Annotated in this window: 22 protein-coding genes; 14 read left to right on the top strand and 8 right to left on the bottom strand. The window is 53.9% G+C overall.

The features are described from left to right. Positions 1-3: 3 nt before the first annotated feature. Complete coding sequence (locus TREBR_RS02775; protein WP_013757706.1) at positions 4-861, bottom strand: AraC family transcriptional regulator; 858 nt, start codon at positions 859-861, stop codon at positions 4-6. Positions 862-1068: 207 nt separating this feature from the next. On the opposite strand from TREBR_RS02775, the gene TREBR_RS02770 reads away from it, so the two are divergent. From TREBR_RS02770 to TREBR_RS02740, 7 genes are all read left to right on the top strand, one after another. Further along, positions 1069-2049 carry a substrate-binding domain-containing protein gene (locus TREBR_RS02770; RefSeq protein ID WP_041610309.1) on the top strand — a complete coding sequence of 327 codons (981 nt, stop codon included), beginning with the start codon at positions 1069-1071 and terminating at the stop codon, positions 2047-2049. Next, positions 2046-3524, top strand: coding sequence for a sensor histidine kinase (locus tag TREBR_RS02765; RefSeq protein ID WP_013757704.1), 1479 nt, complete (start codon positions 2046-2048; stop codon positions 3522-3524). The genes TREBR_RS02770 and TREBR_RS02765 overlap by 4 nt, the downstream gene beginning before the upstream one ends. Next, the gene (locus TREBR_RS02760; protein WP_013757703.1) at positions 3517-5085 is read left to right on the top strand and encodes a response regulator transcription factor; all 1569 of its coding nucleotides are present in this window, start codon (positions 3517-3519) and stop codon (positions 5083-5085) included. The genes TREBR_RS02765 and TREBR_RS02760 overlap by 8 nt, the downstream gene beginning before the upstream one ends. A gap of 203 nt (positions 5086-5288) precedes the next feature. Then, positions 5289-6362, top strand: a complete 1074-nt coding sequence (locus tag TREBR_RS02755; RefSeq protein ID WP_013757702.1) for a substrate-binding domain-containing protein — start codon at positions 5289-5291, stop codon at positions 6360-6362. Between the two features lie 252 nt (positions 6363-6614). Continuing rightward, a complete protein-coding gene (locus tag TREBR_RS02750; protein ID WP_013757701.1) occupies positions 6615-7715 on the top strand; it encodes a substrate-binding domain-containing protein in 1101 nt (366 codons plus the stop codon). A 79-nt stretch (positions 7716-7794) separates the two neighbouring features. Then, positions 7795-9315, top strand: a complete 1521-nt coding sequence (locus TREBR_RS02745) for an ATP-binding cassette domain-containing protein (protein ID WP_013757700.1) — start codon at positions 7795-7797, stop codon at positions 9313-9315. A gap of 38 nt (positions 9316-9353) precedes the next feature. Next, a complete protein-coding gene (locus TREBR_RS02740) occupies positions 9354-10517 on the top strand; it encodes a sugar ABC transporter permease (RefSeq protein ID WP_013757699.1) in 1164 nt (387 codons plus the stop codon). 405 nt (positions 10518-10922) lie between these two features. Here the strand turns inward: TREBR_RS02740 and TREBR_RS02730 are convergent, their stop codons facing one another. The 3 genes from TREBR_RS02730 to TREBR_RS02720 all read right to left on the bottom strand — a co-directional run bounded on the left by TREBR_RS02730 (position 10923) and on the right by TREBR_RS02720 (position 14485). Further along, a complete protein-coding gene (locus TREBR_RS02730; RefSeq protein WP_013757697.1) occupies positions 10923-12221 on the bottom strand; it encodes a PP2C family protein-serine/threonine phosphatase in 1299 nt (432 codons plus the stop codon). A gap of 210 nt (positions 12222-12431) precedes the next feature. Beyond that, positions 12432-13436: a formylglycine-generating enzyme family protein gene (locus TREBR_RS13465; RefSeq protein ID WP_013757696.1), complete on the bottom strand. Its 1005-nt coding sequence runs from the start codon at positions 13434-13436 to the stop codon at positions 12432-12434. A 92-nt stretch (positions 13437-13528) separates the two neighbouring features. Next, positions 13529-14485 carry a formylglycine-generating enzyme family protein gene (locus tag TREBR_RS02720; protein ID WP_013757695.1) on the bottom strand — a complete coding sequence of 319 codons (957 nt, stop codon included), beginning with the start codon at positions 14483-14485 and terminating at the stop codon, positions 13529-13531. A 151-nt stretch (positions 14486-14636) separates the two neighbouring features. On the opposite strand from TREBR_RS02720, the gene TREBR_RS02715 reads away from it, so the two are divergent. Next, the gene (locus TREBR_RS02715; protein ID WP_013757694.1) at positions 14637-15332 is read left to right on the top strand and encodes a LuxR C-terminal-related transcriptional regulator; all 696 of its coding nucleotides are present in this window, start codon (positions 14637-14639) and stop codon (positions 15330-15332) included. Here the strand turns inward: TREBR_RS02715 and TREBR_RS02710 are convergent. After that, a complete protein-coding gene (locus TREBR_RS02710) occupies positions 15327-15905 on the bottom strand; it encodes a hypothetical protein (protein ID WP_041610307.1) in 579 nt (192 codons plus the stop codon). The genes TREBR_RS02715 and TREBR_RS02710 overlap by 6 nt on opposite strands. On the opposite strand from TREBR_RS02710, the gene TREBR_RS02705 reads away from it, so the two are divergent. From TREBR_RS02705 to TREBR_RS02680, 6 genes are all read left to right on the top strand, one after another. Further along, a complete protein-coding gene (locus tag TREBR_RS02705; protein WP_041610306.1) occupies positions 15904-17079 on the top strand; it encodes a sensor histidine kinase in 1176 nt (391 codons plus the stop codon). The genes TREBR_RS02710 and TREBR_RS02705 overlap by 2 nt on opposite strands. Continuing rightward, a complete protein-coding gene (ade, locus tag TREBR_RS02700) occupies positions 17076-18809 on the top strand; it encodes an adenine deaminase (RefSeq protein ID WP_013757691.1) in 1734 nt (577 codons plus the stop codon). The genes TREBR_RS02705 and ade overlap by 4 nt, the downstream gene beginning before the upstream one ends. Positions 18810-19006: 197 nt before the next feature. Then, positions 19007-19681, top strand: a complete 675-nt coding sequence (locus TREBR_RS02695) for a LolA family protein (RefSeq protein ID WP_013757690.1) — start codon at positions 19007-19009, stop codon at positions 19679-19681. Between the two features lie 16 nt (positions 19682-19697). After that, positions 19698-20783 (top strand): helix-turn-helix domain-containing protein, encoded by a 1086-nt coding sequence (locus tag TREBR_RS02690; protein ID WP_013757689.1) that lies wholly within the window; start codon positions 19698-19700, stop codon positions 20781-20783. Then, entirely contained in the window at positions 20776-22302 is a 1527-nt protein-coding gene (gene rimO / locus TREBR_RS02685; protein ID WP_013757688.1) for a 30S ribosomal protein S12 methylthiotransferase RimO, read from the top strand. The genes TREBR_RS02690 and rimO overlap by 8 nt, the downstream gene beginning before the upstream one ends. A 14-nt stretch (positions 22303-22316) precedes the next feature. Further along, positions 22317-24614: an ATP-dependent helicase gene (locus tag TREBR_RS02680; RefSeq protein ID WP_013757687.1), complete on the top strand. Its 2298-nt coding sequence runs from the start codon at positions 22317-22319 to the stop codon at positions 24612-24614. A gap of 58 nt (positions 24615-24672) precedes the next feature. Here TREBR_RS02680 and TREBR_RS02675 read toward each other — a convergent pair whose 3' ends face one another. From TREBR_RS02675 to TREBR_RS02665, 3 genes are read right to left on the bottom strand one after another with little or no spacing between them, the layout of a single operon-like run. Further along, entirely contained in the window at positions 24673-25140 is a 468-nt protein-coding gene (locus TREBR_RS02675) for a hypothetical protein (RefSeq protein ID WP_013757686.1), read from the bottom strand. Between the two features lie 11 nt (positions 25141-25151). Next, complete coding sequence (locus tag TREBR_RS02670) at positions 25152-25727, bottom strand: sigma-70 family RNA polymerase sigma factor (RefSeq protein WP_013757685.1); 576 nt, start codon at positions 25725-25727, stop codon at positions 25152-25154. Beyond that, a complete protein-coding gene (locus TREBR_RS02665; protein WP_013757684.1) occupies positions 25714-26070 on the bottom strand; it encodes a hypothetical protein in 357 nt (118 codons plus the stop codon). The genes TREBR_RS02670 and TREBR_RS02665 overlap by 14 nt, the downstream gene beginning before the upstream one ends. Positions 26071-26184 lie beyond the last annotated feature (114 nt).

The following is a 26184-nucleotide window of genomic DNA, read 5'->3' as shown; positions in this document are numbered from 1 at the left end:
CCGTCAGTCGGCCACTTTTTTTACGACGGGAATCCACACTTCGTACCGGGCGTGTTTGGGATTCGGCGTCAGATAGACTTCGATGTCCGGCGCCGAACCGTATTCCCAGCCGGAATCCGGCAGCCATTCGGTTACGATACGTTTTTCAAGTTCCTGAATTCCCTGACTGGGACCTTCCCCCGAAAAAATTGCCCAGGTGGCGGCGGGAATTTCACGCGTTTCAAATTTTCCCGGCGCACTCTTGTCCGTTGCGGCCGCGATGTAATACCGCCATTCGTCGTCGCCGGTACAAAAACTGACGCCCAAAATGCCGGGCAGTTCAGGGTCGTTCTGCAGCGCCGCCAGCTTTTTCACCGTGCCGAGCAAAGACGCTTTCATCCACATTTTGGGAACTTGCGCAAAGTTTTTTTCCAAATCCTTGTCCAGTGCGCACGAAACGCCTACGATTCGCCGCGCGCCCTTCGTTTCGATTCTGTATTCCATGACGGTGTCTCCTTTTATGGAAAATTGAAACGTGATTCGGGGAAACGATTTTACCGATACGCCGCGTTTTTTGGCGGCCGACGGAACCATGCCGTGAACGCTTTTGAACGCACGGTTGAACGCCGTCGGCGACTCGTAGCCGTACGCAAGCGCCACGTCGATGATTTTCCGGCCGTTCTGTAACTCGACGGCTGCCAAAGACATTTTCCGGCGGCGGATATATTCGGAAAGAGGAACTCCCGCAATATACGCGAACATCCGCTGAAAATGAAAAGTCGAACAGCACGCAATCCGCGCCGCTTCCTCATACCTGACGGTCTCGGTCAGATGCGTTTCGATATACGAAACGGCATCGTTCATTCGGTCAAACCACTCCATAGTTCCTCCGCGGCGACGGCGGAAACGGCCGCATCAACGCTCCGTTTTTACCGCCCCGCACTCTGATCAGTATACACGGTTTCAGTATATACGACCTCGCAGTTCGTGCACAAGAAAGCGCGCTTTGACCGAACGTCCTTTTTTGTTGCAGGATAAAAAATCATATGGTATCATACGATATACGGCAACGAGAGAATTGTTATGCATATGAAAAAGTATTCCGGTTATATCCTCATATTCATCGCGGTCCTGATTGCCGCGGTAGGCTGCTTTACGGCGTATTACACGAACATCATCATACGAACGGCGGGAACCGCCGCGCGTTCCGGAGACGGCGGACAGCGCTCGTATCATCTGCTGGTCGCGGGAACACGGGAAGACGCGGATTTTCTGCAAAAACTGTACGAAGGAGCCGCCCGCGCCGCCGAATCGTACGACGCCGCAGTGGAATTGCTCACGCCTACAACGCTGGCACAGAACGTATCGATACAATCCCTGCTCGATTACGCGGCGTACGTCTGCGCCGACGGCATCATCGTTTATACGGAGGATGAAAACATCGTCGTTACCGAACCGGTTACCGTCCGGAACACGAACGTTGCAGTGGCAGTCGTCGGGACTGATAATGAAAAAAACGGCGGCGTTTATTTCATCGGCGCAGACACGGCCGAATTGGGGCACACCGTAGCGCGCACGATACTCGGCGTGGAGCCGCGCCCGAACATCATATATGCGATCGAAAACACGGACAAAAACAAAGCGACCGTCCGCAAAATGCTCGCCGCCGTGCGGGAAACGTTCGTTCCGCCGTACGCGCCGCAGATACGGATACTGAGCGGCAAAAACGGCGCGGAACCGGGCGGGCGGAACCAGCGGATACGGAGCGAAATCGCCGAAATGGAAGCCGGCAGCGCCGTCGTCTGCTTTTCGGCGGACGATACGGTCTTCGCCGCACAGACGGTGATCGATTTCAACATGACGGAGCGAATCACGATCATCGGCTTATATGAAAACAGTGAAACGCAAAAATACCTCGACCGGGGCATCATCCACACCGTGATTTCCGTAGACGCCGAAGAAATCGGCGAACAGGCGGTCGCCGCGCTGTTCCGCCGGAACGAGAACGGATACGAAGGCCTCCCCGCCGCGCCTACGATACGCGTGCTGAACGGAGCGAACCGACGATGAAAACGAGCATTCGCAGCAGACTTCTGAGATCGTTTTTTCTCTCTTTTTGCATCATGTGCGTTCTCATTCTGTACGTCGCGGTCATCGTGAGCGCGGTCGTACGTTCCGTCGCCGTTTCTTACAAGACGAATTCGGAATTGGACGCGTATTACGCGCTGCTCGCGCAGACGGAATTGTCGCTGGAATCATACATGAAACTGCGCACGTACGAAAGCATCGACAACTATTACAGCTTCCGCTCGAAACTCGAATCGCATCCGGCGATTCTCTGCGGCAAACCGTCCGTCGAACTGATCGGGCAAAAAGAATATTCCATACTGCGGTTTACCGAAAGTTTTATCGGATACGCGGATAAAGCCGTATACGCGCGCCGGGCAAACAAAAACCGCGAGGCGGACGGCAATTATATTCATGCGATGAAATCGTTTTCCCTGCTTACGGAAGCCGTCTCGGAGCTCAGCACGCTCTATTTCAGGAACAACATCACGCGCTACAATCAGCTGCTCGAAACCGTTTCGGACATAATGAAAAACTGTGCGAGCATCATACTGCTTATCATCGTGCTCAACACGGTGCTGATATACATGCTGGTTTCAAGAATCACGCAGCCGCTCGTCGAAATATCGGACGCCGCCCATCAGCTTGCCGAACGGAATTTCGACATTCCGCTGTTTTCATACGACAAGCAGGATGAAATCGGCAATATTTGCCGCGCGTTCAACCGTATGATCGTCAGCATCAGGGAATACATAGACACCATCTGGGAAAAAGCGATAAACGAAGCGGAACTGCGTGAGCGCGAATCGAAGATGACCGCCCTGTATCAGGACGCGCAGCTGAAAGCGCTGCAGGCGCAGATAAATCCCCACTTTTTGTTCAACACGTTCAATACCGGCGCACAGCTTGCGATGCTGGAAGGTTCTGACAGAACGTGCCGGTTCCTTGAGCAGGCTTCCGATTTTTACCGTTACAATTTGAGCCGGACCGGTCAGGACACGACGCTGCAGGAAGAACTCGCGCTGGTCGACAATTACGTTTACATCATGAAAGTCCGCTTCACCTCCAAATTCGATTTTGAAAAGGAAATAGAATGCGCCGATCTGCGGCGGCGCATACCGTCCATGACACTGCAGCCGTTAGTCGAAAACTGCATCCGGCACGGACTGGCGGACGTGTCGTCGGGCGGAAAGATAACGCTCCGCGTATATTCCCTAACTGAAGGCGAAACGGAAACGGTCTGCGTTACGATCGCCGACAACGGCTGCGGCTTTCCGCCGCAGGAACGGCAGCGCCTGCTCTCCGGAAATCCGGGACCGGTGCAGAAACGGCCGCAGGACGGAACGGGCGGAACCGGCATCGGCTTGGACAACGTCGTAACCCGGCTGCGCACGTACTATCAAACGGACGACGTGTTCGACATTGCCGAAGCCGCCGGCGGCGGTACGGTTTTTATCATAAGGATACGGAATGTATAAAATACTGCTTACTGATGATGAACGAATCGTCATAGATTCGCTGACCTTTATTCTGGAAAAGAATTTTCCGTCCCAGCTGTGTATTTACACGGCGCAGTCGGGTACCGACGCACTCGCGCTCTGCCAGACACAGAAAATAGACATCGTGTTTATGGACATCAATATGCCCGGTCTGAACGGACTTGAAGCCGTCGCCGAAATCAAACGATCGAATCCGGGAACGATCGTCGTCATTTTGAGCGCGTTCGACCGCTTCCAATATGCGCAGGAAGCGCTGGCGCTCGGTGCTTACCGATATTTGACCAAACCGGTAAACCGGAACATCATAACGCAGACGGTACGCAACGCGATGAGCCGTATCGACGCCGAACGGGAAAACCTTTCGGCCGACATCGAAATACGCAAAAAACTCAGCTTCGTCTCGTCCATCGTGGAAAGCGACTTCATTTATTCGTCCATATTCGCATCCGCGGAAACGCGGAACCTGCAAGGATACCTTGAATATTTTAAAATTACGGAAGATTCGTACTATTTCTGCTGCCTCGAATTGCCGGAAACCTCCGCAAAAAATAAATACGAAGCGTATACGCACGTCCGCGACCTTTTTCAGGCATCGTTGCAGGGGATCGTCGGTTCGTTCATGATGAACCGGATCGCCGTCTTCATACCGTGCAATCCCGAGGATCCCGTGCGGGAGACGCTCAGAACCGTATACCGGCAGCTCGCGCTGCGTTTGGGCGCCGCGGTGCGCCTCGGCGTCAGTTCGATTAAAACGGATATCGGGCAAACCGTCTGCGCGTATAACGAGGCGCTCGAAACGCTGAACAAAACGGATACGGCCGGCGGCATAGGCTTTGCCGACGCGAGCCAGACGAAAAGCGAGCCGTATTTGAAAGCGGAACTCCATTCGGAACAGCAGCTGCTGAGCCGGGTTGCCGCGGGCGACGTTTCCGGCGTAAAGATTTACTTTGATCGCTGGAAAGCGCTGGTACGGACGGCGGCGATTCCGTTCGACGCGGTTAAAAACGCCTGCTTCAGAATATTGGTGAACGCACGCAACTGTGCAGCGGAAGTCCGCAAAGGATACGCGGATCTGCCGGCTTTTGCAAACACGTTCAGCATTCTGGCAGACTGCGCGTCTTTTTCCCAGATAACGGCCTACGTACTGCCGCAATTGCTCGAATGCACGTTTATCCTGTACGAAAGCCGGACTGCAAAATTGAATCCGATAATCGAAAAAGTGCAGGATTTTATCAAGGACAATATCGGAAACGAAATTTCCCTGGAACAGACGGCCCGGCTCGCACACGTAAATCCGTTTTATCTGAGCAAACTGTTCAAAGACGAAACGGGTTCAAAGTTTATCGATTACGTAACCGAACTGCGCTTGGAAAAAGGCAAAGAGCTGCTGCGGCACGGCGGATACAGCATAAAAGAAATCAGTTACCGGATCGGGTATCCGGATCAGAATTATTTCAGCAAATTATTCCGCCGAAAATTCGGTCTCACGCCGACGGAATATCGTACCTCAATACCGAACGACGGCGGCGGCAGCGAATGAAACAAACGGCGCGGCGTTTTTACACAAAGTTTTTATCAGGAGAGTAAGATACAAACCGTCTGCAATATCGTCGGTTTGTATCTTTCATAAGTTTGCGTTGCAAACTTTCTTATCAAGTGCAGCTTCTCGCTTTACTGCGAAGCTGCGTAAAAAGCCAAGCCGGAAATTGACATTTCCTCCTTGCCTTTTTATCAGGAGAACGTATGAAAAGCTCGGCAGGACACCCCCGTACGCGTACGTCCGTTTTTATAACGGGACTCATATGCATGATAGTCTGCACGGGCAGCGGCTGTTTTTTGAAACCCGACTCCCGAAAAAAACAATCGGATCAGGCGGCGGAAAAAAGAGTAACGATAGGCTTTTCGATCGACACGTTTATCATAGAGCGATGGCGGCGCGATTGCGACATTTTCAGGGACACCGCGCGCGCGTTGGGTGCGGACGTTATCGTACAAAACGCGGGCAACGATCAGGAAGCACAGTGCAGTCAAATCCAGTACCTCATAGACCGCGGCGTCGACGTATTGGTAATAGTCCCCAAAAACGCCGACGCGCTCACCGCCGTAGTACAGCGCGCCCGCAGCAAAGGCATTCCCGTCGTTTCATACGACCGACTGATACGGAACGCGGACGTTTCGCTGTATCTGACGATCGACAGCAGACAAGTCGGTTTTCTGATGGCCGAAGCGCTGCTGCGCCTGCGCCCGAAAGGCGCCTATTACTGCATATACGGCGCGGAAGAAGACTACAATATGGCTCTGATCGATACGGGCGTCCGCGACGCACTCGACGGCAGACCGGTCAGCGTGCAATTCAAATATTATACGACGGACTGGAATTACGACCTTTCGTACCGTAAAATGTCGGAACTGCTCGAACTGAATCTGATTCCCGACGCCGTTATCTGCGGAAACGACGCCGTCGCCGAATCGGTGCTCAAAGCGCTTTCCGAACACCGGCTCGGAACGACCGTACCCGTCGTCGGACAGGATGCGGACATCGCCGCGTGTCAGCGCATCGCAGCCGGCACTCAGGCAGCGACGGTGTATAAGCCGATAACGGAACTGGCGCAAAAAGCGGCGACGTATGCGTATCTGCTCGCGTCGGGCGTGCCGGCGGCGGAACTGGACGGCGTTACCGAATCGATCGACAACGGCGCCAAACGGGTTCCGGCAGTGTTCCTTGCGCCGGTTCTGGTAACGAGCGGCAATATCGACGACGTTATCGTCGATTCGGGTTTTCACAGCCGGGAAGACGTGTACCGGAACGGCAAATAACCGCCGCGGCACCGAATAACGCCGCCTGTACCGAAAACGCCGCGGCATCGAGTAACCGCCGCGCCCCGTCTGTTTTATTTTGACCTCATTTTTTTCCAGAGCAGGTTCGGCAAAACGATGCACCCGCGCGGCCTTTTTCCTTTTATCATAAAAACGGACAGAATTTTTCCCGTTACCGGAAAAACTATATTCTATACTGAACTTGCATGATTAAAAAAACGATCATGCAGACGTTTTTTATAGGAGACACATATGAAAAAGAGTGTGAAGGCGATCCTCGGTATGCTTATACTGACGGCGTTAACGCTGCCGGTCTTTGCCGGCGGAGCAAAAGAATCCGCAAAGATTGAAGTCGGCATCGTTTTACCCACGAAAGACGAACCGCGCTGGATTCAGGACGAAACGCAATTTCTCAAATTGCTTGAAGGCAAAGCGTCGGTACAGCTGCTGTTCAGTCAGGGCGATTCCAACAAGGAAAAGCAGAACGTCGAAGCGCTCCTTAACAAAGGAATCAAGATTCTGATCATCTGCCCGCACGACGCAACCGCCGCCGCGGCAGCCGTTGAAGCGGCAAAAAAAGACGGCGTAACGGTCATCTGCTACGACCGGCTCATCACCGATACCGCCGCCGTCGATTATTACGTAACGTTCGACAGCTTTTCCGTCGGAGTCGCTCAGGGACAATTCCTCATCGACAAACTGACACCCGGCAAAAAAGGCGTACCGTTGTATCTGTACGCGGGAGCGGCATCGGACAACAACGCGTTCATCTTCTTTGAAGGCGCCTGGTCAGTCCTGCAGCCCAAAATTGCGGACGGTACGTTCGTAATCAAAAACTCGGATAAAGCAGTCGCGCTGCAGAACAAAACCAAACTGTCCCGCACCGAATTGGCCGACATCATCAACCAAGTTACGACCGACTGGAACTTCGACATCGCAAAGAAAAAGGCCGCGGACAACCTGACGGTAGCCAAAACTGCCGATAAAGGCGGCGTGTACATCCTCGCTCCGAACGACGGCACGGCGCGCGCTATCGCGGACGAGTTTTCCAAAGATCCCGACGTAACGTCTTTCTACATTACCGGTCAGGACGCCGAATTCGCTTCCGCGCAGTACATCGCCGACGGCAAACAGTCTATGACCGTGTGGAAGAACACCAGTACGCTCGCGGCGGACGCCATCGCCATGACCACGGACATCCTTGCAGGCAAAAAACCTTCAACGTCCTCTTCCTACGACAACGGCAGCAAACAGATTCCCGCCAAACAAACCGCCGTAACCGTCATTACCAAAGACAACATCAAACTGCTTGTTGAAGCCGATTACAACGGCGCGCGCAATTTAAAATTCTAAGTAAACACTGCTGAAATGAAATCACCTACCGGAATCGGCAGCCTGCCGGTTCCGGTTCAAAATCAAAAGAGGACTGGTAATGGGCAAAAACATTCTTGAAATGGCTCACATAGTAAAAGAATTTCCCGGAGTAAAAGCGCTTGACGACGTAACGTTCAAAGTTGCCGAAGGCGAAATCCATTTTCTGGTCGGAGAAAACGGCGCCGGAAAATCGACGCTGATGAAAGTCCTGTCGGGAGTGCATCCGTACGGAACCTACGAAGGCCAAGTCATTATCGACGGGGAAGTACAAACGTATAAAACGATCAAAGACAGCGAACGAGCGGGCCTTGCGATCATCTATCAGGAACTGGCGCTCATAAGCGAACTGTCGGTATACGAAAACATCTACCTCGGTCATGAAATCAAAAAGAAAAACGGTTCCATCGATTGGAACGAAACCATCATCCGGGCACAGCAGCAGCTTGCGAAAGTGGGACTCGACGTCGACCCGGGCACGCAGATAAAAAACTTGGGCACCGGAAAACAGCAGCTTATTGAAATCGCAAAAGCGCTCAGCAAAAACATCCGCATACTCATTTTGGACGAACCGACGTCTTCACTGAACGAAGACGACAGCGAAAACCTGCTGGAACTGATACTGAACCTGAAAAAACAGGGCGTAACCTGCATCATGATATCGCACAAACTGAAAGAAGTGCTGAAAATCGCGGATACGGTTACGATACTCAGAGACGGACGGACGGTCGCCACGCTGCCGCGCGCGGAACTGAGCGAAGAAATCATCATCAAACACATGGTGGGCCGCGAAATAAAAAACATCTATCCGAAGCGTGCGCACGCCGACAGAGGCGACGTCGTTTTTGAAGTAAAAGACTGGAAAGTCTACGACTACAACATTTCCCGCCAATTGCTGAAAGGCATCGATTTGAACGTCCGCAGGGGAGAAATTCTGGGACTGGCGGGACTGATGGGCGCCGGACGGACGGAATTCGCGCTGAGCGTATTCGGCAATCCGCGTAAATACAAAGTGGAAGGAACGGCGCTCCTGTTCGGCAAACCGGTCGATTTCAGACACTCAAAAGACGCCATCGCACACGGCTTCGCGTACGTGTCGGAAGACCGCAAGAGAGACGGCCTGATTCTCGAGCAGGACGTTAAACAGAACATAACGATCGCGTCGCTCAAGCAGCTGGTAAAAAACAATATCATCGACAAAAACCGGGAAATCACGGTGAGTGAAAAATATCGCCAAGAACTCAAAATCAAAACGCCCTCGATAGATGCGAAAGTCAACAAACTTTCCGGCGGAAACCAGCAGAAAGTGTCGCTGGCAAAATGGCTTATGGTAAAGCCCGATATTCTGATTCTCGACGAACCGACGCGCGGAATAGACGTCGGCGCAAAATACGAGATTTACACGCTCATGAACACGCTGGTCGAACAGGGCATGAGCATCATCATGATATCGTCCGAATTACCGGAAATACTCGGTATGAGCGACCGCATATACGTCGTTTCAGGCGGTGTGATCGCGGGCGAACTGAGCGGCGCGGACGCCACTCAGGAAAAAATCATGCATCTGGCAACGGCGAACTGACGCAGCCGTTCACCGCAATAACTTCATTAGGAGAAACCATGAACTTCAGAATTTTGAAACAGAACGCACGCCAATACGGCATGTTCGTCGCTTTGATGGTCGTAATGATTTTCTTTACCGTTACGACCGGCGGTATTTTCATGACGCCGCGCAACTTGAGCAATCTGTTCGATCAGACCGGCTACGTTGCGATTCTTGCCATAGGTATGACGCTGGTTCTCATCATACGGCAGATAGATCTGTCCGTCGGATTCGCCGCCGGCTTTACCGGCGCCATCGCGGCACTGCTGATGCGCAACTTTACCGGTCTTCCGGTCGCCGCCGTCGTGCTTATCGCGATGGGAATCGGACTGCTCATCGGACTGTATCAGGGAACGCTGATAGCGAAATGCGGCGTTCCGGCGTTCGTCGTTACGCTCGCCGGCATGTTCATTTTCCGCGGAGCGCTGCTGCGCGTTACCGAAGGCACCGGAACGATCATCGTAAAAAACGCCGCGTTCAACGCGCTGGGCAACGGCTTTATCCAAGATCCGTTCGGACCGGAAGGGCTTCACGTACTCACGCTCATCCTCGGCATCGCGCTGATCGTGTTCATCATCGTGAGCGAAATCGTGAACCGCGCCAAACGGGAAAAATACCGTCTGCAGAATCTGCCGATCGACATGTTCGTGTGCAAACTCTTTTTTATCGCCGCACTGATACTGTTTTTTACCTGGAAACTTGCCAATTACAACGGACTGTCTTGGACGGTCGTCATCGTACTGGCAGTCCTCGCAGTCTACCATTTTTTTACCAACAACACGGTGCTCGGCCGCCACATTTTTGCGACGGGCGGCAACCCCGAAGCGGCGGAACTGAGCGGTATCAGCGTGCAGAAAGTAACGATGTTCGTTTTCTGTTCAATGGGAGCGCTCGCGGGGCTTGCGGGAATCCTGTTCACCGCGCGGCTGCAGTCGGCAACGACGACGGCGGGCAACGCCTTTGAAATGGACGCGATCGCATCCTGCTACGTCGGCGGCGTTTCTTCGTCGGGCGGCGTCGGACGCGTAACGGGAACGATTATCGGAGCGCTCGTCATGTCCGCCTTATCGAACGGCATGAACCTGATGAACATCGGTATTTCCTACCAGTACATGGTTCGCGGCATTATCCTCATTCTGGCTGTTCTGTTCGACATCAGAACGCGCCGCATAAAAGTGTAACGTTCGCAATGCCGGCCGGTATCCGTAAACCGCCGGCACCCATCGGGCAAACGCCGGCATCCTCCCGCGCCGCGGCACGGATGCGCATCTTTTCCCCAAAACATGCGGAAGAAAATAAAAAACATGCGCATCTTTTCCCCAAAACATGCGGAAGAAATTTAAAAACATGCGCATCTTTTTCCCAAAACATGCGGAAGAAAATAAAAAACATGCGCATCTTTTCCTCAAAACATGCGGAAGAAAATAAAAAACCTCGACGCAGCGCATCGAGGTTTATCGTTCTCAGAAGGTATCGGAGTCGCGGTTTATACCCGCGTTACGCCGCACACGGAAGCGGCGGCATACCGGGCTGCGGTACCAGGCGGCATACCGGCAGCGGTACCCGGCGCCTGCACGCGGAAGCGGTTACAATCGGATATCGACGACGGTAATGTCGTCGGGGAGCATCGCGGTATGTATCCAGCCGTCAACGACCGCTTCCACGGCGCCGCTCACGTCCGCATCTTTCTTACAATATAGCTCCATGAAAAACCGGCGGGTGCGATCGTCGTCGAACCGGACGCCGTCGTCGCCCTGCATGTCGCTCAAACCGTCGGAATACAAATCGACGTGCATGCCCGCTTTGACGGGAAGCTGCGTGTACGGCTTCACGTTTCCGGCAGGATCGGCGGCGTATCCGTTCAGTGCGGATTTCACCGCACCCATTCCCAGCGGCGGCAGCGCCGGATTAACGGCAGCGATGTTCACCCGATTTTTCACGGCTTCGTCCCGAAAAAACACGTACACCGCCGTGTGCCCGCAATTGTAAATCTGGATCAGCTGGCGTTCCGTATCCACGTAGCAGAAAGCGGCCGTAATAAAACTGCCCACGGGCACCGCGTATTCAAGATATTCGTCCAGCAGCGAAACGAGCTTGAGCGGATTCTGCGTACAGGACGGAACGTATTTCAGCACGTTAAAAAACGAACCTGCCGCGATGGTCAAAAGGGACGCCGCCACGTTTTTTCCCGACACGTCGAAGCAGCACACCAAATACGATCCGGCAGAAAGCGGTATCACCTGCGCCAGATCTCCGCCGAGCGCGTTCGCCATCCGGTTCCACACCTGCACGCGGAACGGCAGCTGCGCGAGCGTTTCCGCGTCGGGAAACAGCCGCTGCTGTATGACGAACGCTTTGCGCAGATCCTGTTCGCGAATCTCTGCAATCCGCGACAGGAAATCGTCGAGCGACACTATGCCGAAAAAACTCCGGTTGTTGAACACCGGAAAATACAGGATACCGTCTTTCCGGTTGATTTCCGAAACTTTCTGCAGCGATTTTTCGATAAAATCACGCGCGTACAGCACGGCGGACACCCGCTGCACGTAGTCGCCTATTTTCTTTGCGGTAAACCGTTTCCACGCCGTGTTGGTTGCGGCGGCGACGGTTTTCCGGTCGATAACGCCGATAACCCGGTCGTATTCTTCAACGGGCACCGCGGTAAGTTCCGGCTGGCTTTGAAACAACTCGACCAGCATGTCGATGCTGTTTTCTCCGCTCACCGGCTCGATATAGCGGGACATGGAGCCGATCTGTTTGAATGAAAACGAATTGCCCAGCTGTTCCGCCATTGCGGACAGGGAATCGGGCTGAACGGCGGGAGCCGACGTTCCTTCCGTAAAAAAATCGGTGCTGATAAATTCACTGTCGTCTGTTTCTTCCATAAATTTCTCCTGAAAGCGGTTTTGCACGCGCACCGTATCGGGACGGAAAGCGGACACGGGCGAACGCGTCGCGTACGATATTATATATCGTTCATAATTCGGAATCATCGGGAAAGTATGGTATTTTTTTAATATATCGTGCCGGAACGCGCACCGACCGGGCGGCGCCGGGTCGGAATCAGGGTACCGCAGTCTGCCGTGTTCGGCAGGTTACCGCAGCCTGCCGTTCGTAACGACCCGGAACGACGTTTCATAGCCTTCAAGCGGATGAAGGGCCAGCATGGAAAAAACGGTGCAGTGCGAAGGGTACGTTTTGCACGAACCGCCTGCCAGATAGCCGACGTTTTCCGTTCGGGATTTTTCCACCCATTCCCAGTGGTTACCGCACATGTCGTACAGGCCCAAACGGTTGGCTTTTTTTTCTCCGACGGGATGAAAGCCCATACTGTTGCCCGCGTGCCAGGCGACTTCGTCTATATTATTACTGCCGGCGAACTGATAATTCCAGTCTTCCGCGTCGGGATCTCCGCCGCGCGCCGCAAACTGCCATTCCGCCGCAGTGGGGAGCCGGAAGCCGTCGGCGCTTTCTTTTATATCCGGAAAGTGAACGCCTTCATTGAGGCATTCGGCATACGATATGCTTTGGCGCAGAACCGACGCGTACTGCGCACTGCCGATGCCGGAAGCGACGGCAGTATTGCCGGCGGCCGCGGTACCGATGCCTGAAGCGGTACCGGCATAATACACCGGTTCCCGGTTCAGGTATTCGCTGAGTGCGTTGCACCACACGACGGCGTCCATCCAGGTACAGTACCGGAACGAACCGTCCGAAAACACGTACCGGTACGTTCCCCGCTCGGGGCTCGTTGCCCAGGTAAAGACTTCCGCCCACAGTTCGTTGGATACTTCGTGCGCACTCATATAAAACGGTGCGATATATTCGGTTTCGTCGGGTTTTCTTTCACTGGCGGGCATCAGTCCGGTAAAAACGCACGTATAAGAGCCGCCCGGTACGGGAACCAACGTAAACTGATACAAGTCGACGGCAGCGCGACCGTGATCCGCGTGCACCGGCCGGGCCGCCGCACTCAGCAGCGAACCGCCCCGCTCGGAAACGATATATTCGCCGAAGATCATACCGGTAACACATAAAACGGCAAAACAAATCAGTACGAATTTTAAATACACCAGCATAATCCGTTTCATTTGCTGCATAACCCCATTCCTTGTTGTCTGTGAAAAAGCGGAACCGATCCGGTAAAACACCGAACCGGTTCCGCGTACTACTGCTTACTCTTTACGTGTTCTTAAAACTTGGTGTTTGAAACGATACGGAAAGAAGCACTCTGAACGACCTGTGTAGCGGCAACCGTCTCACCGCACAGAATCTTACAGGCATCACTGTCGTCAAGCACCGAGCCGGCGACAAACTCAGCTGCTGCCGAAGGGGTTCTCGGAAAAGACACAGCCTCTGCCTTTAATGCAACGCGGAACACGAATTCCCGCTGACTGCCGCACAAATCATAGAAACCGAGCGTGTTCGATTTTTTTCCTCCGGCAACGAGCGTTCCCCGGCTGTTCGCGTTGCCGATGAACCAAGCAACCTCACTGATATTATCACTGCCTGCAAACTGATAATTCCAAATGGTACTGGCAGAAGGATTTCCGCCGCGCGCGGCAAACTGCCATTCCGCCAGAGACGGTAAACGGAAACCGTCTGCAGCCTTTGAGACTTGTATATTATTGGTAGATATCATAATACCGTCTCTCGATGTATCTTTTGAAACGTTGACGGCTGTCCGGGCAACGACAATTGTATCCTTTTCCATATAAACGGGTTCCCGGCCTTTATATTCGCTGAGCGCGTTGCACCACACGACGGCGTCTCCGTACGACATGCCGTTGCTGAGAGAATTACCGACCGTAAACGAATACTGTCTGCTTCCGCGCGCGGCGTCAGTCGCCCAGTCGTACACTTCTTTCCACCATTCGTCCGTGATTTCGTACTGTCCCATATAAAAATCAGCGACAGTTTCAGATACGGGATCAGTACGTTCATATACTGATTGACCATTATTCGTCAGTACCGGCTGATATACCTGTCCCCGTCCCTGGACGAAGATGCTGTCCCGATACGACACTTTGGGCTGGTCAGGAACAACGGAACCACTGCCGCCGGTTCCCTGATTACAACCGGCAAGAGACAGAGCCAAAACGGCGGCGGCAATCGTTCCGCCGATAAATCCGATTTTCGTTTTCTTCATCTAAAACTCCTAAAAATAAACATATGAAAGAGTCCGGAACCGAACGATTCCGGCGGATGCACTCTCTTCATTACGTTTACTAAGGTACCTGCTTATGGTAAAATCGGATTCAGTGTTTTTTCACAGTTTTTAAACGGCGGGAAACGGTGCAATGAAAACTTTTCTTATCATAGACGATCACGTATTTCTCAGGCACGGGCTGGCTCAATACCTTGAATCAAGCGGTTCCGAATCGGACAGTGCCGAATCTGGCAGTGCCGAATCGGACAACTCCGCCTGGAAGTGCATCGGAGAAGCAGCCTGTCTTACTGAAGCGGAAACGCTGCTTACCGGTGTTTTAACAGCGGAGCCGAACGGGCGGGACTGTACGGTGATATTGCTGGACGTCATGCTTCAAAAAGACAACGGGCTTGAATTCATTCGGTGGATAGCCGATTTACTGCAAGAAAACGGCATGGAACTGCGCGCGGACGACTGTCCGGTAAAAATCGTCATTTATTCGGCGTTCGTTACCGTTCCGCGCATACAGCGGGCGCTGGAACTCGGCGCGAAAGGCTGCGTATCAAAAATTGCACCGGAACAGGAAATTCTGGACGCGCTGAACGCGGTCGCCGCGGGCGGAACGTACATCGACAGCGGACTTTACGAAGAATATAAAAAAGACGCCGCCTCGCCGGACATATTGACCAAACGGGAACGGGAAGTGCTTATTTACGTGCAGGATTATCTGTCGAATCAGCAGATTGCGGACAAAATGAATATTTCAACGCGAACCGTAGAAAATTATCTGTCCCGTCTGTATGAAAAAACCGACGTTTTCTGCCGGAGCGACTTGATCGGATTATGACGATTTGTCCTTTTTGCGCGCAAACAGATAAAAAACGCCGTATCCGGTAAAAACGGAAAACAGCTGATCTATCGTGTTTACCAAAAGCCGCGACAGAAATCCCGCGATCGGTTCCGGGAATCCGTGCCGCAAAAAGAAAATCTGGTACCAATCAGTCGTATAATGGAATTTCTGATCGAACAGCACTCCCATAACCAAATTGAGCAATTCGCCCAATATACTGACCGAAAGGCTGGAGACGAGTCCCAACAAGAACAAATGTATCAGTAAAGCAGCCGAAATCTCTTGATATTTTACATAGTTGCGCTTAAAATAGCATACCAGAAACACAATACACAGAGTACACAATACGAAAGGGAAATTGAATCGGTTGGGATACAGCGTAAAATCGATACATAAAGACGTCAGCGCTGCGGTAGCGATACCGGGAATCAGGCCGTATTGAAAACAGATAGCGATAGTAAACACCGTATCCAGAAACAACGATAAACGAGGCTGAACGATAAAAGCAAGCAGCGTATTAAGGACAGTACACATGAACACGGAAAGAAGTATCTTGATTTTTGGAGCCATGCGGTACAGTATAACACACTTTTTTCGTTTTGTTCATTTTCTGCCGATTTTACTGAAAAAAGGCGCGTTCGCGCTGCTGCTGCTGTGCAGCTGCGCGTTGGTGTTTCCGGCAGACGTTTCGGACTTGTTCACCACTTGGCTCGATTACGACGGCACTCCCGACTGGCTGCAAGAAGAAAAAAAAGAAAAACTGATTATCTTTCAGGAAAACTTTACTGCATATATAAACGATCCGGCGTTCGCACTGCTGGCGAACCGGAACAAGGCGTTTACTCAGCAGGCGGCGATAATCCGCAACGCGCTGCCGCAGCATAATTCCCGGGACATTTCGTACGCACTGTTTCAATTTGCAACGCTCGAAAAAAACGCGGCTGAAAAAACGAACACCGTGTTTCTGTTTCTGCTGCTTTTTTTCATTGCGTTCATCATCGGCGGAACGCTGATTCTGTACCGGATGTCCGCATCGCTGCAGGAATCGAAAATGAAACAGGAACAGGCAAGCTGGTTCGCACAATCCGTCATTAAAGCGCAGGAAATCGAACGCCGCCGGATCCTTTTGGAAATACACGACACGGTCATGCAGGATTTCAGATATTACGGTCTCGAATTGGCGCAGAACCGGCTGACGAACACGGCGCTGCCGGAAATAGCGCACGGAATTCTGAAATCGGTGGCGCAGCTGCGTTCCATCTGCATGAATTTGCAGCCGCCGGATCTGAGCGGCAAAGACTTCACCGCAACCGTTCAGACGTTCTGCAATAAAATACAAGCGGACACCGGCGTTTCCTGTTACTGCAAATACACGAAATCGCTCGATCTGACGGCGATTTCCGAAAAAACGTGCATTCATCTGTACCGGATCATCCAGGAAGGTATTGCGAACTCGATAAAGCACGCGTCTCCGTCGGAAATCTGCGTCGCGTTCAGAAAAACCGCCGAACGGCACCGGACGAACCTCGTCTGCTACGTAACCGACGACGGAACGGGCTTTTCATATCCGGCGAAAGCGCCCCGGAACAACGTCGCGCATTTCGGCATTCAGGGAATGCAGGAACGGGCCAAGCTGATCGGCGCGGAGTTCGCCATTACTTCCAACGATGAAATCGGAACCGAAATAAAAATAACCGTACCGCTTTCCGGTACACATGAAAAAAACGACAAGGAGCAACCATGAACGACCTTGAACAACTTAAAAAACGGATCCGGATCGCCGCGGGTACGCTTGAAGCCGATCTGGTAATCAAAAACTGCACCGTAGTCGACGTTTACACGGGAACGCTCGTTCAGGGCGATATCGCCGTCAGCGACGGCACGATCGCCGGAATCGGTTCGTACCGCGGTGCCGCCGAATACGACGCGGCGGGTCTCTACGCCGCGCCCGGCCTTATAGACGGACATATCCACATAGAATCGAGCTACGTCCGCCCCGAAGAATTTGCGCGCATGGTCGTGCCGCACGGAACGACCACCGTAATCGCCGATCCGCACGAAATAACCAACGTCTGCGGACTCGCCGGATTCGACTACATGGTGCGCGCCGCCGAACGGACGCCGCTTTCGGTGCGGTACATGCTTCCTTCGTGTGTTCCGGCAACGCCGTTCGAGCACAACGGCTGCACGCTGACGGCGCAGATGATGGACGAACCGTTCGACTCGGGCGCGGCGTACGGATTGGGTGAATTCATGAACTATCCGGGCATACTCGAAACGCGGGACGACGTACTGGATAAAATCCTTCAGGCGCACAAACGGCACCTTATCATAGACGGGCACAGTCCCGCCCTGAGCGGCAAGGCGCTCAACGCGTACGCCTCCGCCGGCATCGGAAACGACCACGAATGCACCACGCTGCGGGAAATGGACGAGCGGCTGCGCTGCGGCATGTACATCCTGCTCCGGCAGGGCGCCGTCTGCACCGACTTGCAGACGCTGCTCAAAAACGTAACGCCGCAGAATGCGCGGCGCTGCGTCCTGTGTACGGACGACCCGGAAACGATGCTCACCGACGGCCACCTCGACAACGACCTCGCCGTCTGCGTAGCGGAGGGGATTCCTGCGGTTACAGCCATACAAATGGCGACGCTGAACGCCGCCGAATGTTTCCGCCTGCACGACAGAGGAGGTCTCGCGCCGGGTCTCCGCGCCGACATCGTGCTGTTCTCGGACCTGCGTCAGTTTTCCGCACGCGCCGTTTTCATAGCCGGAAAACTGTGCGCCGAACGCGGCGTTTATCTGCACCGCACGCAGCTGTATCCGACCGACACCGTGCGGAACACCTGCCGCGTACGCAACTTTTCCGCGCAGCGGCTCGCCCTGCCACTGAAATCTGCGCGGGTAACCGTCATCGAAGCACTGCCCGGCGGCATCGTAACGCGCAAAGCGCTGCGGACTGTCAGCCTCGACAGCCGCGGCCGATTCCGCTACGACAAAAACGTCGACGCCGTAAAATTGGCCGTAATCGAACGGCACCGGAACACCGGCAACGTCGGAATCGGCCTGCTGGCGGGCTACGGGCTGGACTGCGGCGCGATCGCCACGACGAACGCGCACGATTCGCACAATATCATCGTTGCCGGCGCGGACGACGGCGACATGGCCGCTGCGGTCGAACGCATACGGGAGCTGGAAGGCGGCATCGTACTCGTTAAAAACGGAGCGATCGTCGGAGAACTGGCGCTGCCGATTGCGGGACTCATGAGCACCGGCACCGGAGCGGAAACGGCCGCCGCCATGCGCACGCTGCGGCAGCTTGCGTTCGACGAACTGCATGTCCGAAAAGAAATGGAGCCGCTGATGACGCTTTCTTTTATGGCGCTGCCGGTCATTCCCGAAATAAAACTCACGGACAACGGCCCGTTCGACGTAACCCGATTCGAGTTTATCCCGGTAGAAGCGGAATCCTGACGAAAAATTCCGGCGCAAACAGCGACTGCAAACGGCAGCCGCGAACGGCGACTGCAAACGGCGGCCGCGAACGGCGGCCGCGGGTCCCCGATGCGGATTGCCGCCGGAACCCGCCGGACGGGCGATTCCGCTGCATTTATCCGGTCTTGACTAGAGCCGGTTTCTTCTCTAATATAAATACGGAGTATTCACGTTTCATGAAAAAACTTTTGATTATCAGTATTTTTTGTATTATAACCGTCTGTTCCGCTTCCGCGCAAAACATTTTGACTGCGAGCGCGTTCTTTCAATCCGTATCCGAATATTACGGCACTATCAAAGATTACGAAGCGAATATGCAGATTACCGCCGCAAGATCGGATATGTACGGCAAGGTTTCATTCAAACGCCCGAATCTGCTGCGTATCGATTTTTCAAACCCTGAAAATCAGGTGATCGTATTTAACGGCGAAACGCTTACCATTTATCTGCCCGGTCCTTCCGCCGCGCTGATACAGTCCGTTACCGCCTCGTCGGAACAGAGCGGCATGTCGCTCGCTACGCCGCAGGGATTGTCGCTCATGAGCAGATACTATTCCGTTGCGTACGAAATCGGCCAAGCGCCGGTGCAGCTCGACGAGACGACCGATGAAAAAGTAATAAAACTGATACTTTCGCGCCGCAATTCGTCGGAAGGATTCCGCACGATAAAACTTGCCGTCAATCCCGAAACGAAGCTGATCCGCCGCGTGGAAGCGGTAACACCCCAGAACGAAACGTTCGTGTTCCTGTTCAGCGATTACGTGCTGAATCAGAACATTTCCGTGCAGCGCTTCGTATACGACGCCCCTTCGTCGGCAAATAATTACAATAATTTCCTATTTTCCGAATAAAAGGACGGAACGCGTAATGGACAGTTTCGGCAAACATCTAAAAGATGAGCGCGAAAAAAAATCAATCGATCTTGAAACGGCGGAACGCGACACATCCATTTCACGTCGGTACATTGAGGCGCTTGAAAACGAACAACTCGACGCATTCCCCGGCGAAGCGTATCTCGTCGGATTTTTGAAAAACTATGCCGAATATTTAGGGCTTGAATCCGCGCACCTCATATCGCTGTATCGGGCAAAAAAGATTCAGGAATCACCGGTTCCCGAAGGTCTCTTGAAAAAACAGATTCCGCGGTTCGTCAAGCCGCTTACCATCGGCGCAGCCGCGTTCGTGATGATCGCAATCATAACGACCGTATACGTCTGCACGGTCAAAAGCCGCAATCGGAACGCGCAGTTGTCCACCGTACTTGCGAATACGTCGTCCGCCGAGCGGTACGTGCTGTCGGCCCAGCCGCTCCAGAAGCGCCTGTATAAAGGCGACGTACTCGTCGTTCCCTCGGACGACGGCGACATGGAAATCACCGTCGCGGGAACGCAGTCCGAATTGCAGCTTTCCACGCCGGCGGGAATGCAGATGATTGAATTAAGCGAAGAACGTGAAATCGACGTGGACGGAATGAACGGTTCGGAAATCATCGTTTATCTTTCGGACATATCGCGAACGGACGCATTGCGCGGCGCGGAAGTCCGCGTCATTCTCAAAAACTCTCCGCGGACGAGAACGGCGGGAACCGATATCGCCAGCATTCCGTCAGTCTCAGAGGCGGGCGCCAAGCGGCAGATCGTTCTTGAAGATACGCGCGCATATCCGTTTACCATAAACTCCAGTTTCCGCGGTTCGTGCGTATTCCGCTATCAAACGGACAATCGCGAAGAAATCGAAGATTACTTTACCAGCGGTGATATTCTGACGATTCAGGCAAGCAACGGCGTCCGTCTGTGGATTTCAAACAACAACGCCGTTAAATTCCAAATCATCGCGGACGGAAAAACGATCAACCTTGAAGTCGGCCGCGCCGGTCAGGTCATCGTGCAGGACATAAAATGGATCAAGGACACTGACGGTACGTACAAATTGGCGGTGATTCCCATTGATTAAGTTTTTTCTTGACCAGCACGGCTGCGCCAAAAATCAGGTGGACGGCGAACTCATCATCACCCGACTGCAGAATAAAGGTTTGTGCAAAACGGAAATCGCCGCGGAAGCTGATATCATCATTATCAATTCCTGCGGTTTTATCGAAAGCGCAAAAACCGAATCGCTGAACGCACTTCTGGAAGCAAAGGAAGCGTATCCCGACGCAAAAATACTGCTGGCGGGATGCCTTGCGGAGCGTTACGCGGAGCAATTTGCCGAAGCGCTGCCAGAAGCGGACGGTATCTTCGGTAACGGCGATCTGACGGCGATAGATTCTCTCGTTGAACCGCTTTTGAGCGGCGGACATCCCGTGGTGAAACCGGCGCAGCAAGGCGTCTGCTGCGGCAGCCGAAGCGAACTGCTGTCGTTTCCCGGCTCGGCCTTCGTCAAAATAACGGAAGGCTGCGACAACCGCTGTTCGTTCTGCGCAATTCCGCTCATCCGCGGAAATTTGCGCAGCCGGGATGCGGACGACATCGTGCGGGAAATCGACGAACTGACGCGAAACGGTATATTTGAAATAAACCTCATCGGGCAGGATTCCGCCGCATACGGTATGGACGGAGAAAATCCGCACGATCCGGCGGTATGGGCCCGATTCGACGGTGCGTCCGGTACGCAAAGTCCGCTCGCCCGGCTGCTTGAAAAAATTTCGGCACTGAACGGCAGCTTCTGGCTCAGACTGCTGTACATCCATCCCGACCATTTTCCGCCGGACATTCTGCCGGTAATCGCACGGGACGAGCGGCTGTTGGCGTATTTCGACATCCCGTTTCAAAGCGGCGCCGATTCGATCATCAAGGCGATGAACCGCACGGGCAGCAGAGTCCGCTACGAAGACATGGTCAAAAATATCCGCGGAACGCTCGACGCGGTCAAAGACGGCGGCGTGTCCCTGCGCACCACGTTTTTGACCGGATTCCCCGGTGAAACCGAAGACGACGCACAGGAAACCGAGCGTTTTCTTGAAAATATCAGTCCCGACTGGTCGGGCTGCTTTCCGTACAGCAAAGAAGACGGCACTCCCGCCGCTTCGCTTAAAAAACAGGTTTCCCGCAAAATCGCGGAAAAACGTGCGGAAGCGCTTCGCTGCGCACAGGAACGCATCACGGCCGAACGGCTCAAACGCCATCTCAATCGGACGTACGACGTTCTTATAGAAGAAATCATCGAAGGCGGAGACGGCGAAGGCACGGGTCTTGCTATCGGGCGCGCCTGGTTTCAGGCACCGGAAGTAGACGGCGCCGTCGTCGTTCGGTATGATCAGGACGAAACGGCCGATCAGCCGGAAACGGCCGGCTCAGAATCGCCCGCAGAATCGCTGAAAACAGGCGAGCCTTGCCCCGACGCGAAACAGGCCGGCTCAGCGCCGCACTCAGGATCCGGCAGCCGGAACGCGCCGGTCGTTCCCGGCCGCACCGTCAAAGTGCTCGTAACCGGCGTCAGCGGCTTCGATTTGGACGGCCGGATCGTACCGTAACCGGTAAGGAACTTATGGAAAACACGCACCCGACGGCAGCAGAGTATTTGAGCGTTCTCAATCCGGAACAGCGCGCGGCGGTGGAACATTCCGGTTCGCCGCTGCTCATTTTGGCGGGCGCCGGTTCGGGCAAAACCCGCGTGATCACCACTAAAATAGCGTATCTTATCGGTGAAAAAGACGTCGATCCGTATTCGATTCTCGCCGTAACCTTTACCAAAAAAGCGGCGGCTGAAATGGCGAGCCGCGCGCGGCACCTTGAACCGCGTGCCGCCAACACTGCCATACGGACGTTCCATTCGTTCGGCGCGTGGTTTTTGCGTCTGCACGCACAGGAAGCGGGACTCGACCCGTCCTTTACCGTTTACGATGAAGACGACATGGTAACGCTGCTCACCAAAGCGCTTCCCGCGCTGAGCCGGCAGGAAGCATCCCGTGCCGTGCATAAAATATCGCTTGCAAAAGATTATTGTCTGACGCCCGATTCGCCGGATCTTGCGGAAATAGATGCAGCGGAAAACTTTCCCGACGTATACCGCGCGTATCAGAACCGACTCAAGGAAACGGGCAACGTCGACTTCGGCGATCTGATCATGCTGCCGGTGCTCCTTCTGAAAGCGCACGAAACCGTCAAGGCGCACATGCACCGCCGCTTCCGCGTCATCATGGTAGACGAATATCAGGATTCCAACGTCGCGCAGTTTGAACTGCTGCAGCAGCTGTCCGGTCCGGAAACATACGTGTGCGTCGTCGGGGACGACGATCAGTCCATCTACCGATTCCGCGGCGCCGAGGTCAAAAACATACTGTCGTTTCAGGAACACTTTCCCGGTACGCAGATCATCAAACTCGAACGAAACTACCGTTCGCTCGAACCGATTCTCGATACGGCGAACGACGTAATTTCACACAACACCGGCCGGCTCGGCAAGACGCTGCGCGCCGAACGGGGAACCGGAGAAAAGCCGGTTCTCGCTTTTCTCAACGATCAGGATGATGAAACGGCGTTCTGTGCAAAATTGATTCAGGACGCGCACGCTGTCGGCGTTCCGTACGCAGATTGGGCCATTTTATATCGGACGAACGCACAGTCGCTCGGTTTTGAAACCGAATTCCTGCACCGGAAAATTCCGTATACCGTCGTCGGTTCGCTCAAATTCTACGAACGTGAAGAAATCAAGGACGCGCTCGCCTTTTTGGCGCTCACCGCGAATCGGCGCAACGAAGTCGCGTTCAGACGCATCGTAAACAAACCGAGCCGCGGTATCGGCTCCAAATCGCAGGACATGATCGTAGAATGCGCCCGACGGAACGCACGCGAATCGCTTACCGGCGGCGGCAGTCTGCTCGACGCGTGCCGGGAATCGGTTCCGGGCATGGCCAAAAAGGCAAAATCCGGACTGCAGGACTTTATCGGCATCATGGATGAACTGCTCGCGCTTATCGACGCGGAAGAAAACGTTTCGCTGCCGCTGCCCGCCGAACGGCTTGCTGCGGAAGCCGCCGCGTCACTCGGCGTATCCGCGCCGGACAACGGCACAGCGAGTTCCGCGGAAAATCCGCAGTCGGGAAAAAAACTGTCGGAATTCATCGAACTGCTCAACACGCTCAGCGGATTGCTGGACTATCACACGGCGCAGGACGAAATAGCCGGCACCCAGCGCGCCGCAAACTTGCAGGAATTGGCCAACAGCGCGGCGCTCTATCCGCTCAACCGCGCGGGACTGACCGAATTTCTCGATCATATCGAACTCGACCGCACCATAGAAAACGCCGGAGACGAAGACGGCGACGCGGTAACGCTCATCACGCTGCACAACACCAAAGGGTTGGAATTTCCGCGCGTCGTCATCACCGGACTTGAAAGCGGCATTTTTCCCCGTACGGACAAGCAGCCCGAAGAACGGGAAGAAGAGCGCCGCCTTTTTTACGTGGGAATCACGCGTGCCCGCGACATGCTGCTGCTCACTTCGTGCAGACGGCGCAGGCTGTACGGCCGCACCGACTTTATGGAAGCGAGTCCGTTTCTGCTGGAAATCCGGCGGGATGCGCTGCAAATAGTCGGCGAATCGCCGGCAACGTTCCGGCGCGGCGCACTGAACGGAGCCGCGGACGCTGCGGAAAGCCATCCGCTCGCAGATACCTGGAGCAAAGGTCAGAAAGTGTATCACGACGATTACGGCTACGGAATCATAACGAACGCGAAAGTTTCGGACGCGGAATACGTCGTTACCGTTCAATTTGAAAACGGCGCGCTCAAGCAATTCATGCCCGAATATCAGGCGCGCAGTCTGCTGATAATCAGGGACTGAGCGCGTTTCGCGGAGACTCGTGCGCGCCGAGACGGCCCGGTTTACACGGAGACTCGGACTACGCGGCGGCGCGCGGTTTGAACGTTTCGATCTTCTTTACGAAAAAATCGAGGTTGCTGCCCACGAAAATGGCGCAGTACGCCGTTACGACGAGCGCGAACAAAAGGTAAAACGAAACCACAAGCGTCTCGCTCGACATCGCCGCCGGTGTCAGCCGGAACATCAACATTGCGACAATCATTGCGATGCCGGAAACAACCCAGCGCTTCAGGGAAATGGGCGCGACGGGTTCTTCACCTTTATACGACGGATCTATCTTTTTCATCAACGCGACGACCGCCGCTCCGGCAGCGGATTCCGCGGTCTTTAAGGGGCGCGCCGCCGATTTTTCCGCACACGAACACAACCGGACGGCCGTCCGGCATTTTTTGCACCGCAGCAAATGCACAGTTACGTGCAGCGGCATACGTTCGTTTTTATCAAGAGCAAGAAAATCATCCATAATTTGTTCACACGTGCGATTCATACCAACCTCCGTTACACTATGTCGGCCAATTTTTCACGCAATATTTTCTTCGCTCTGAAAATATGCGACTTCACCGTATTCATCGGCAATCCGATTACCTCACAGATTTCCGAATACGCCATATCGTAAAAAAAATACATATCAAGACACATCGCGAAGCGTTTCGGCAATTCGGCCATCGCTTCACGCACTGCTTCAACGGTGATGCGGCGCAGCTGCCGTTCCTCCGGCGTCCAATCAAGATCGAACAGCGCGTTTTCATCGGCAATCGGCAGATACTCCTTGCGCCGCTTGATGGAATTGACCGCCGTATTGTACGCAATCCGCGTCAACCAGGTTGAAAACAGCGAATCTCCGCGAAACGTCGCCAATTTCGTGTACGCCTTGATAAACACGTCCTGCACGAAATCTTCCGTATCGCTCTGGTTCTTAAAAAAACTCATCCCCAAAGCGGCGACACGCCGACGATACAAAGCCACCAGCTCGGCGAAAGCCGCCGAATTTCCGGCCGCAGCAGCGCGCGCAAGAAAAATATCCCTCTTTTCACGAGCCGCCGCAACGGTACGGCTGTGTTCAGGATTCGCCATCTTTACGCACGGGTTCAGGACATACTTTGTAAAACACCATCAGTCCTATGCCGATTATAAACGGGATCAGTCCGCCGAGCAGCGTATAGGAAACGCCTTCGAGCAGTGCAAAAAGCACGGTCAGCACGCTGCCCACGCCGAGCAGCAGTAATCCCGTAAAAAGTGAAAACAATTTATAATCGAATTTTTTGGGATGAAAAGTGCCCGTCCGAATCTGCAATGAAATCTCCCGATGCCGCCACAACAGATAAAAAAAGACAACGGTTCCGCCGATCACGATTCCGACTATCGGAATAACGGCAATTATGACCTGCGCGGCAGGGGACGTCAAAGACTCTTCCATTCTTCAAAACCTCCGGAAATATCTATACTCATTCGACCCACGGCGGATAAAAAAGTTGCAGTCCGCCGAACCGTATTTTCAAAACGCCGCAGCCGAGCGCCGCAGTAAGCGAAC

Source organism: Treponema brennaborense DSM 12168, from assembly GCF_000212415.1.
GTDB lineage: Bacteria > Spirochaetota > Spirochaetia > Treponematales > Treponemataceae > Treponema_F > Treponema_F brennaborense.
Note: the sequence above shows the minus strand (reverse complement) of the source record. Positions and strands in the feature narration are given on the sequence as shown.

What these genes read in the sequence shown, in the direction of transcription:
- TREBR_RS02670 (WP_013757685.1), bottom strand. Translation starts at nt 25,727, where the DNA reads ATGGCGAATCCTGAACACAGCCGTACCGTTGCGGCGGCTCGTGAAAAG.
- TREBR_RS02755 (WP_013757702.1), top strand. Translation starts at nt 5,289, where the DNA reads ATGAAAAGCTCGGCAGGACACCCCCGTACGCGTACGTCCGTTTTTATA.
- ade (WP_013757691.1), top strand. Translation starts at nt 17,076, where the DNA reads ATGAACGACCTTGAACAACTTAAAAAACGGATCCGGATCGCCGCGGGT.
- TREBR_RS02680 (WP_013757687.1), top strand. Translation starts at nt 22,317, where the DNA reads ATGGAAAACACGCACCCGACGGCAGCAGAGTATTTGAGCGTTCTCAAT.
- TREBR_RS02740 (WP_013757699.1), top strand. Translation starts at nt 9,354, where the DNA reads ATGAACTTCAGAATTTTGAAACAGAACGCACGCCAATACGGCATGTTC.
- TREBR_RS02765 (WP_013757704.1), top strand. Translation starts at nt 2,046, where the DNA reads ATGAAAACGAGCATTCGCAGCAGACTTCTGAGATCGTTTTTTCTCTCT.
- TREBR_RS02695 (WP_013757690.1), top strand. Translation starts at nt 19,007, where the DNA reads ATGAAAAAACTTTTGATTATCAGTATTTTTTGTATTATAACCGTCTGT.
- TREBR_RS02775 (WP_013757706.1), bottom strand. Translation starts at nt 861, where the DNA reads ATGGAGTGGTTTGACCGAATGAACGATGCCGTTTCGTATATCGAAACG.
- TREBR_RS02760 (WP_013757703.1), top strand. Translation starts at nt 3,517, where the DNA reads ATGTATAAAATACTGCTTACTGATGATGAACGAATCGTCATAGATTCG.
- TREBR_RS02705 (WP_041610306.1), top strand. Translation starts at nt 15,904, where the DNA reads ATGCGGTACAGTATAACACACTTTTTTCGTTTTGTTCATTTTCTGCCG.
- TREBR_RS13465 (WP_013757696.1), bottom strand. Translation starts at nt 13,436, where the DNA reads ATGCAGCAAATGAAACGGATTATGCTGGTGTATTTAAAATTCGTACTG.
- TREBR_RS02720 (WP_013757695.1), bottom strand. Translation starts at nt 14,485, where the DNA reads ATGAAGAAAACGAAAATCGGATTTATCGGCGGAACGATTGCCGCCGCC.
- TREBR_RS02710 (WP_041610307.1), bottom strand. Translation starts at nt 15,905, where the DNA reads ATGGCTCCAAAAATCAAGATACTTCTTTCCGTGTTCATGTGTACTGTC.
- TREBR_RS02770 (WP_041610309.1), top strand. Translation starts at nt 1,069, where the DNA reads ATGAAAAAGTATTCCGGTTATATCCTCATATTCATCGCGGTCCTGATT.
- TREBR_RS02715 (WP_013757694.1), top strand. Translation starts at nt 14,637, where the DNA reads ATGAAAACTTTTCTTATCATAGACGATCACGTATTTCTCAGGCACGGG.
- TREBR_RS02665 (WP_013757684.1), bottom strand. Translation starts at nt 26,070, where the DNA reads ATGGAAGAGTCTTTGACGTCCCCTGCCGCGCAGGTCATAATTGCCGTT.
- TREBR_RS02750 (WP_013757701.1), top strand. Translation starts at nt 6,615, where the DNA reads ATGAAAAAGAGTGTGAAGGCGATCCTCGGTATGCTTATACTGACGGCG.
- TREBR_RS02675 (WP_013757686.1), bottom strand. Translation starts at nt 25,140, where the DNA reads ATGAATCGCACGTGTGAACAAATTATGGATGATTTTCTTGCTCTTGAT.
- TREBR_RS02745 (WP_013757700.1), top strand. Translation starts at nt 7,795, where the DNA reads ATGGGCAAAAACATTCTTGAAATGGCTCACATAGTAAAAGAATTTCCC.
- TREBR_RS02730 (WP_013757697.1), bottom strand. Translation starts at nt 12,221, where the DNA reads ATGGAAGAAACAGACGACAGTGAATTTATCAGCACCGATTTTTTTACG.
- TREBR_RS02690 (WP_013757689.1), top strand. Translation starts at nt 19,698, where the DNA reads ATGGACAGTTTCGGCAAACATCTAAAAGATGAGCGCGAAAAAAAATCA.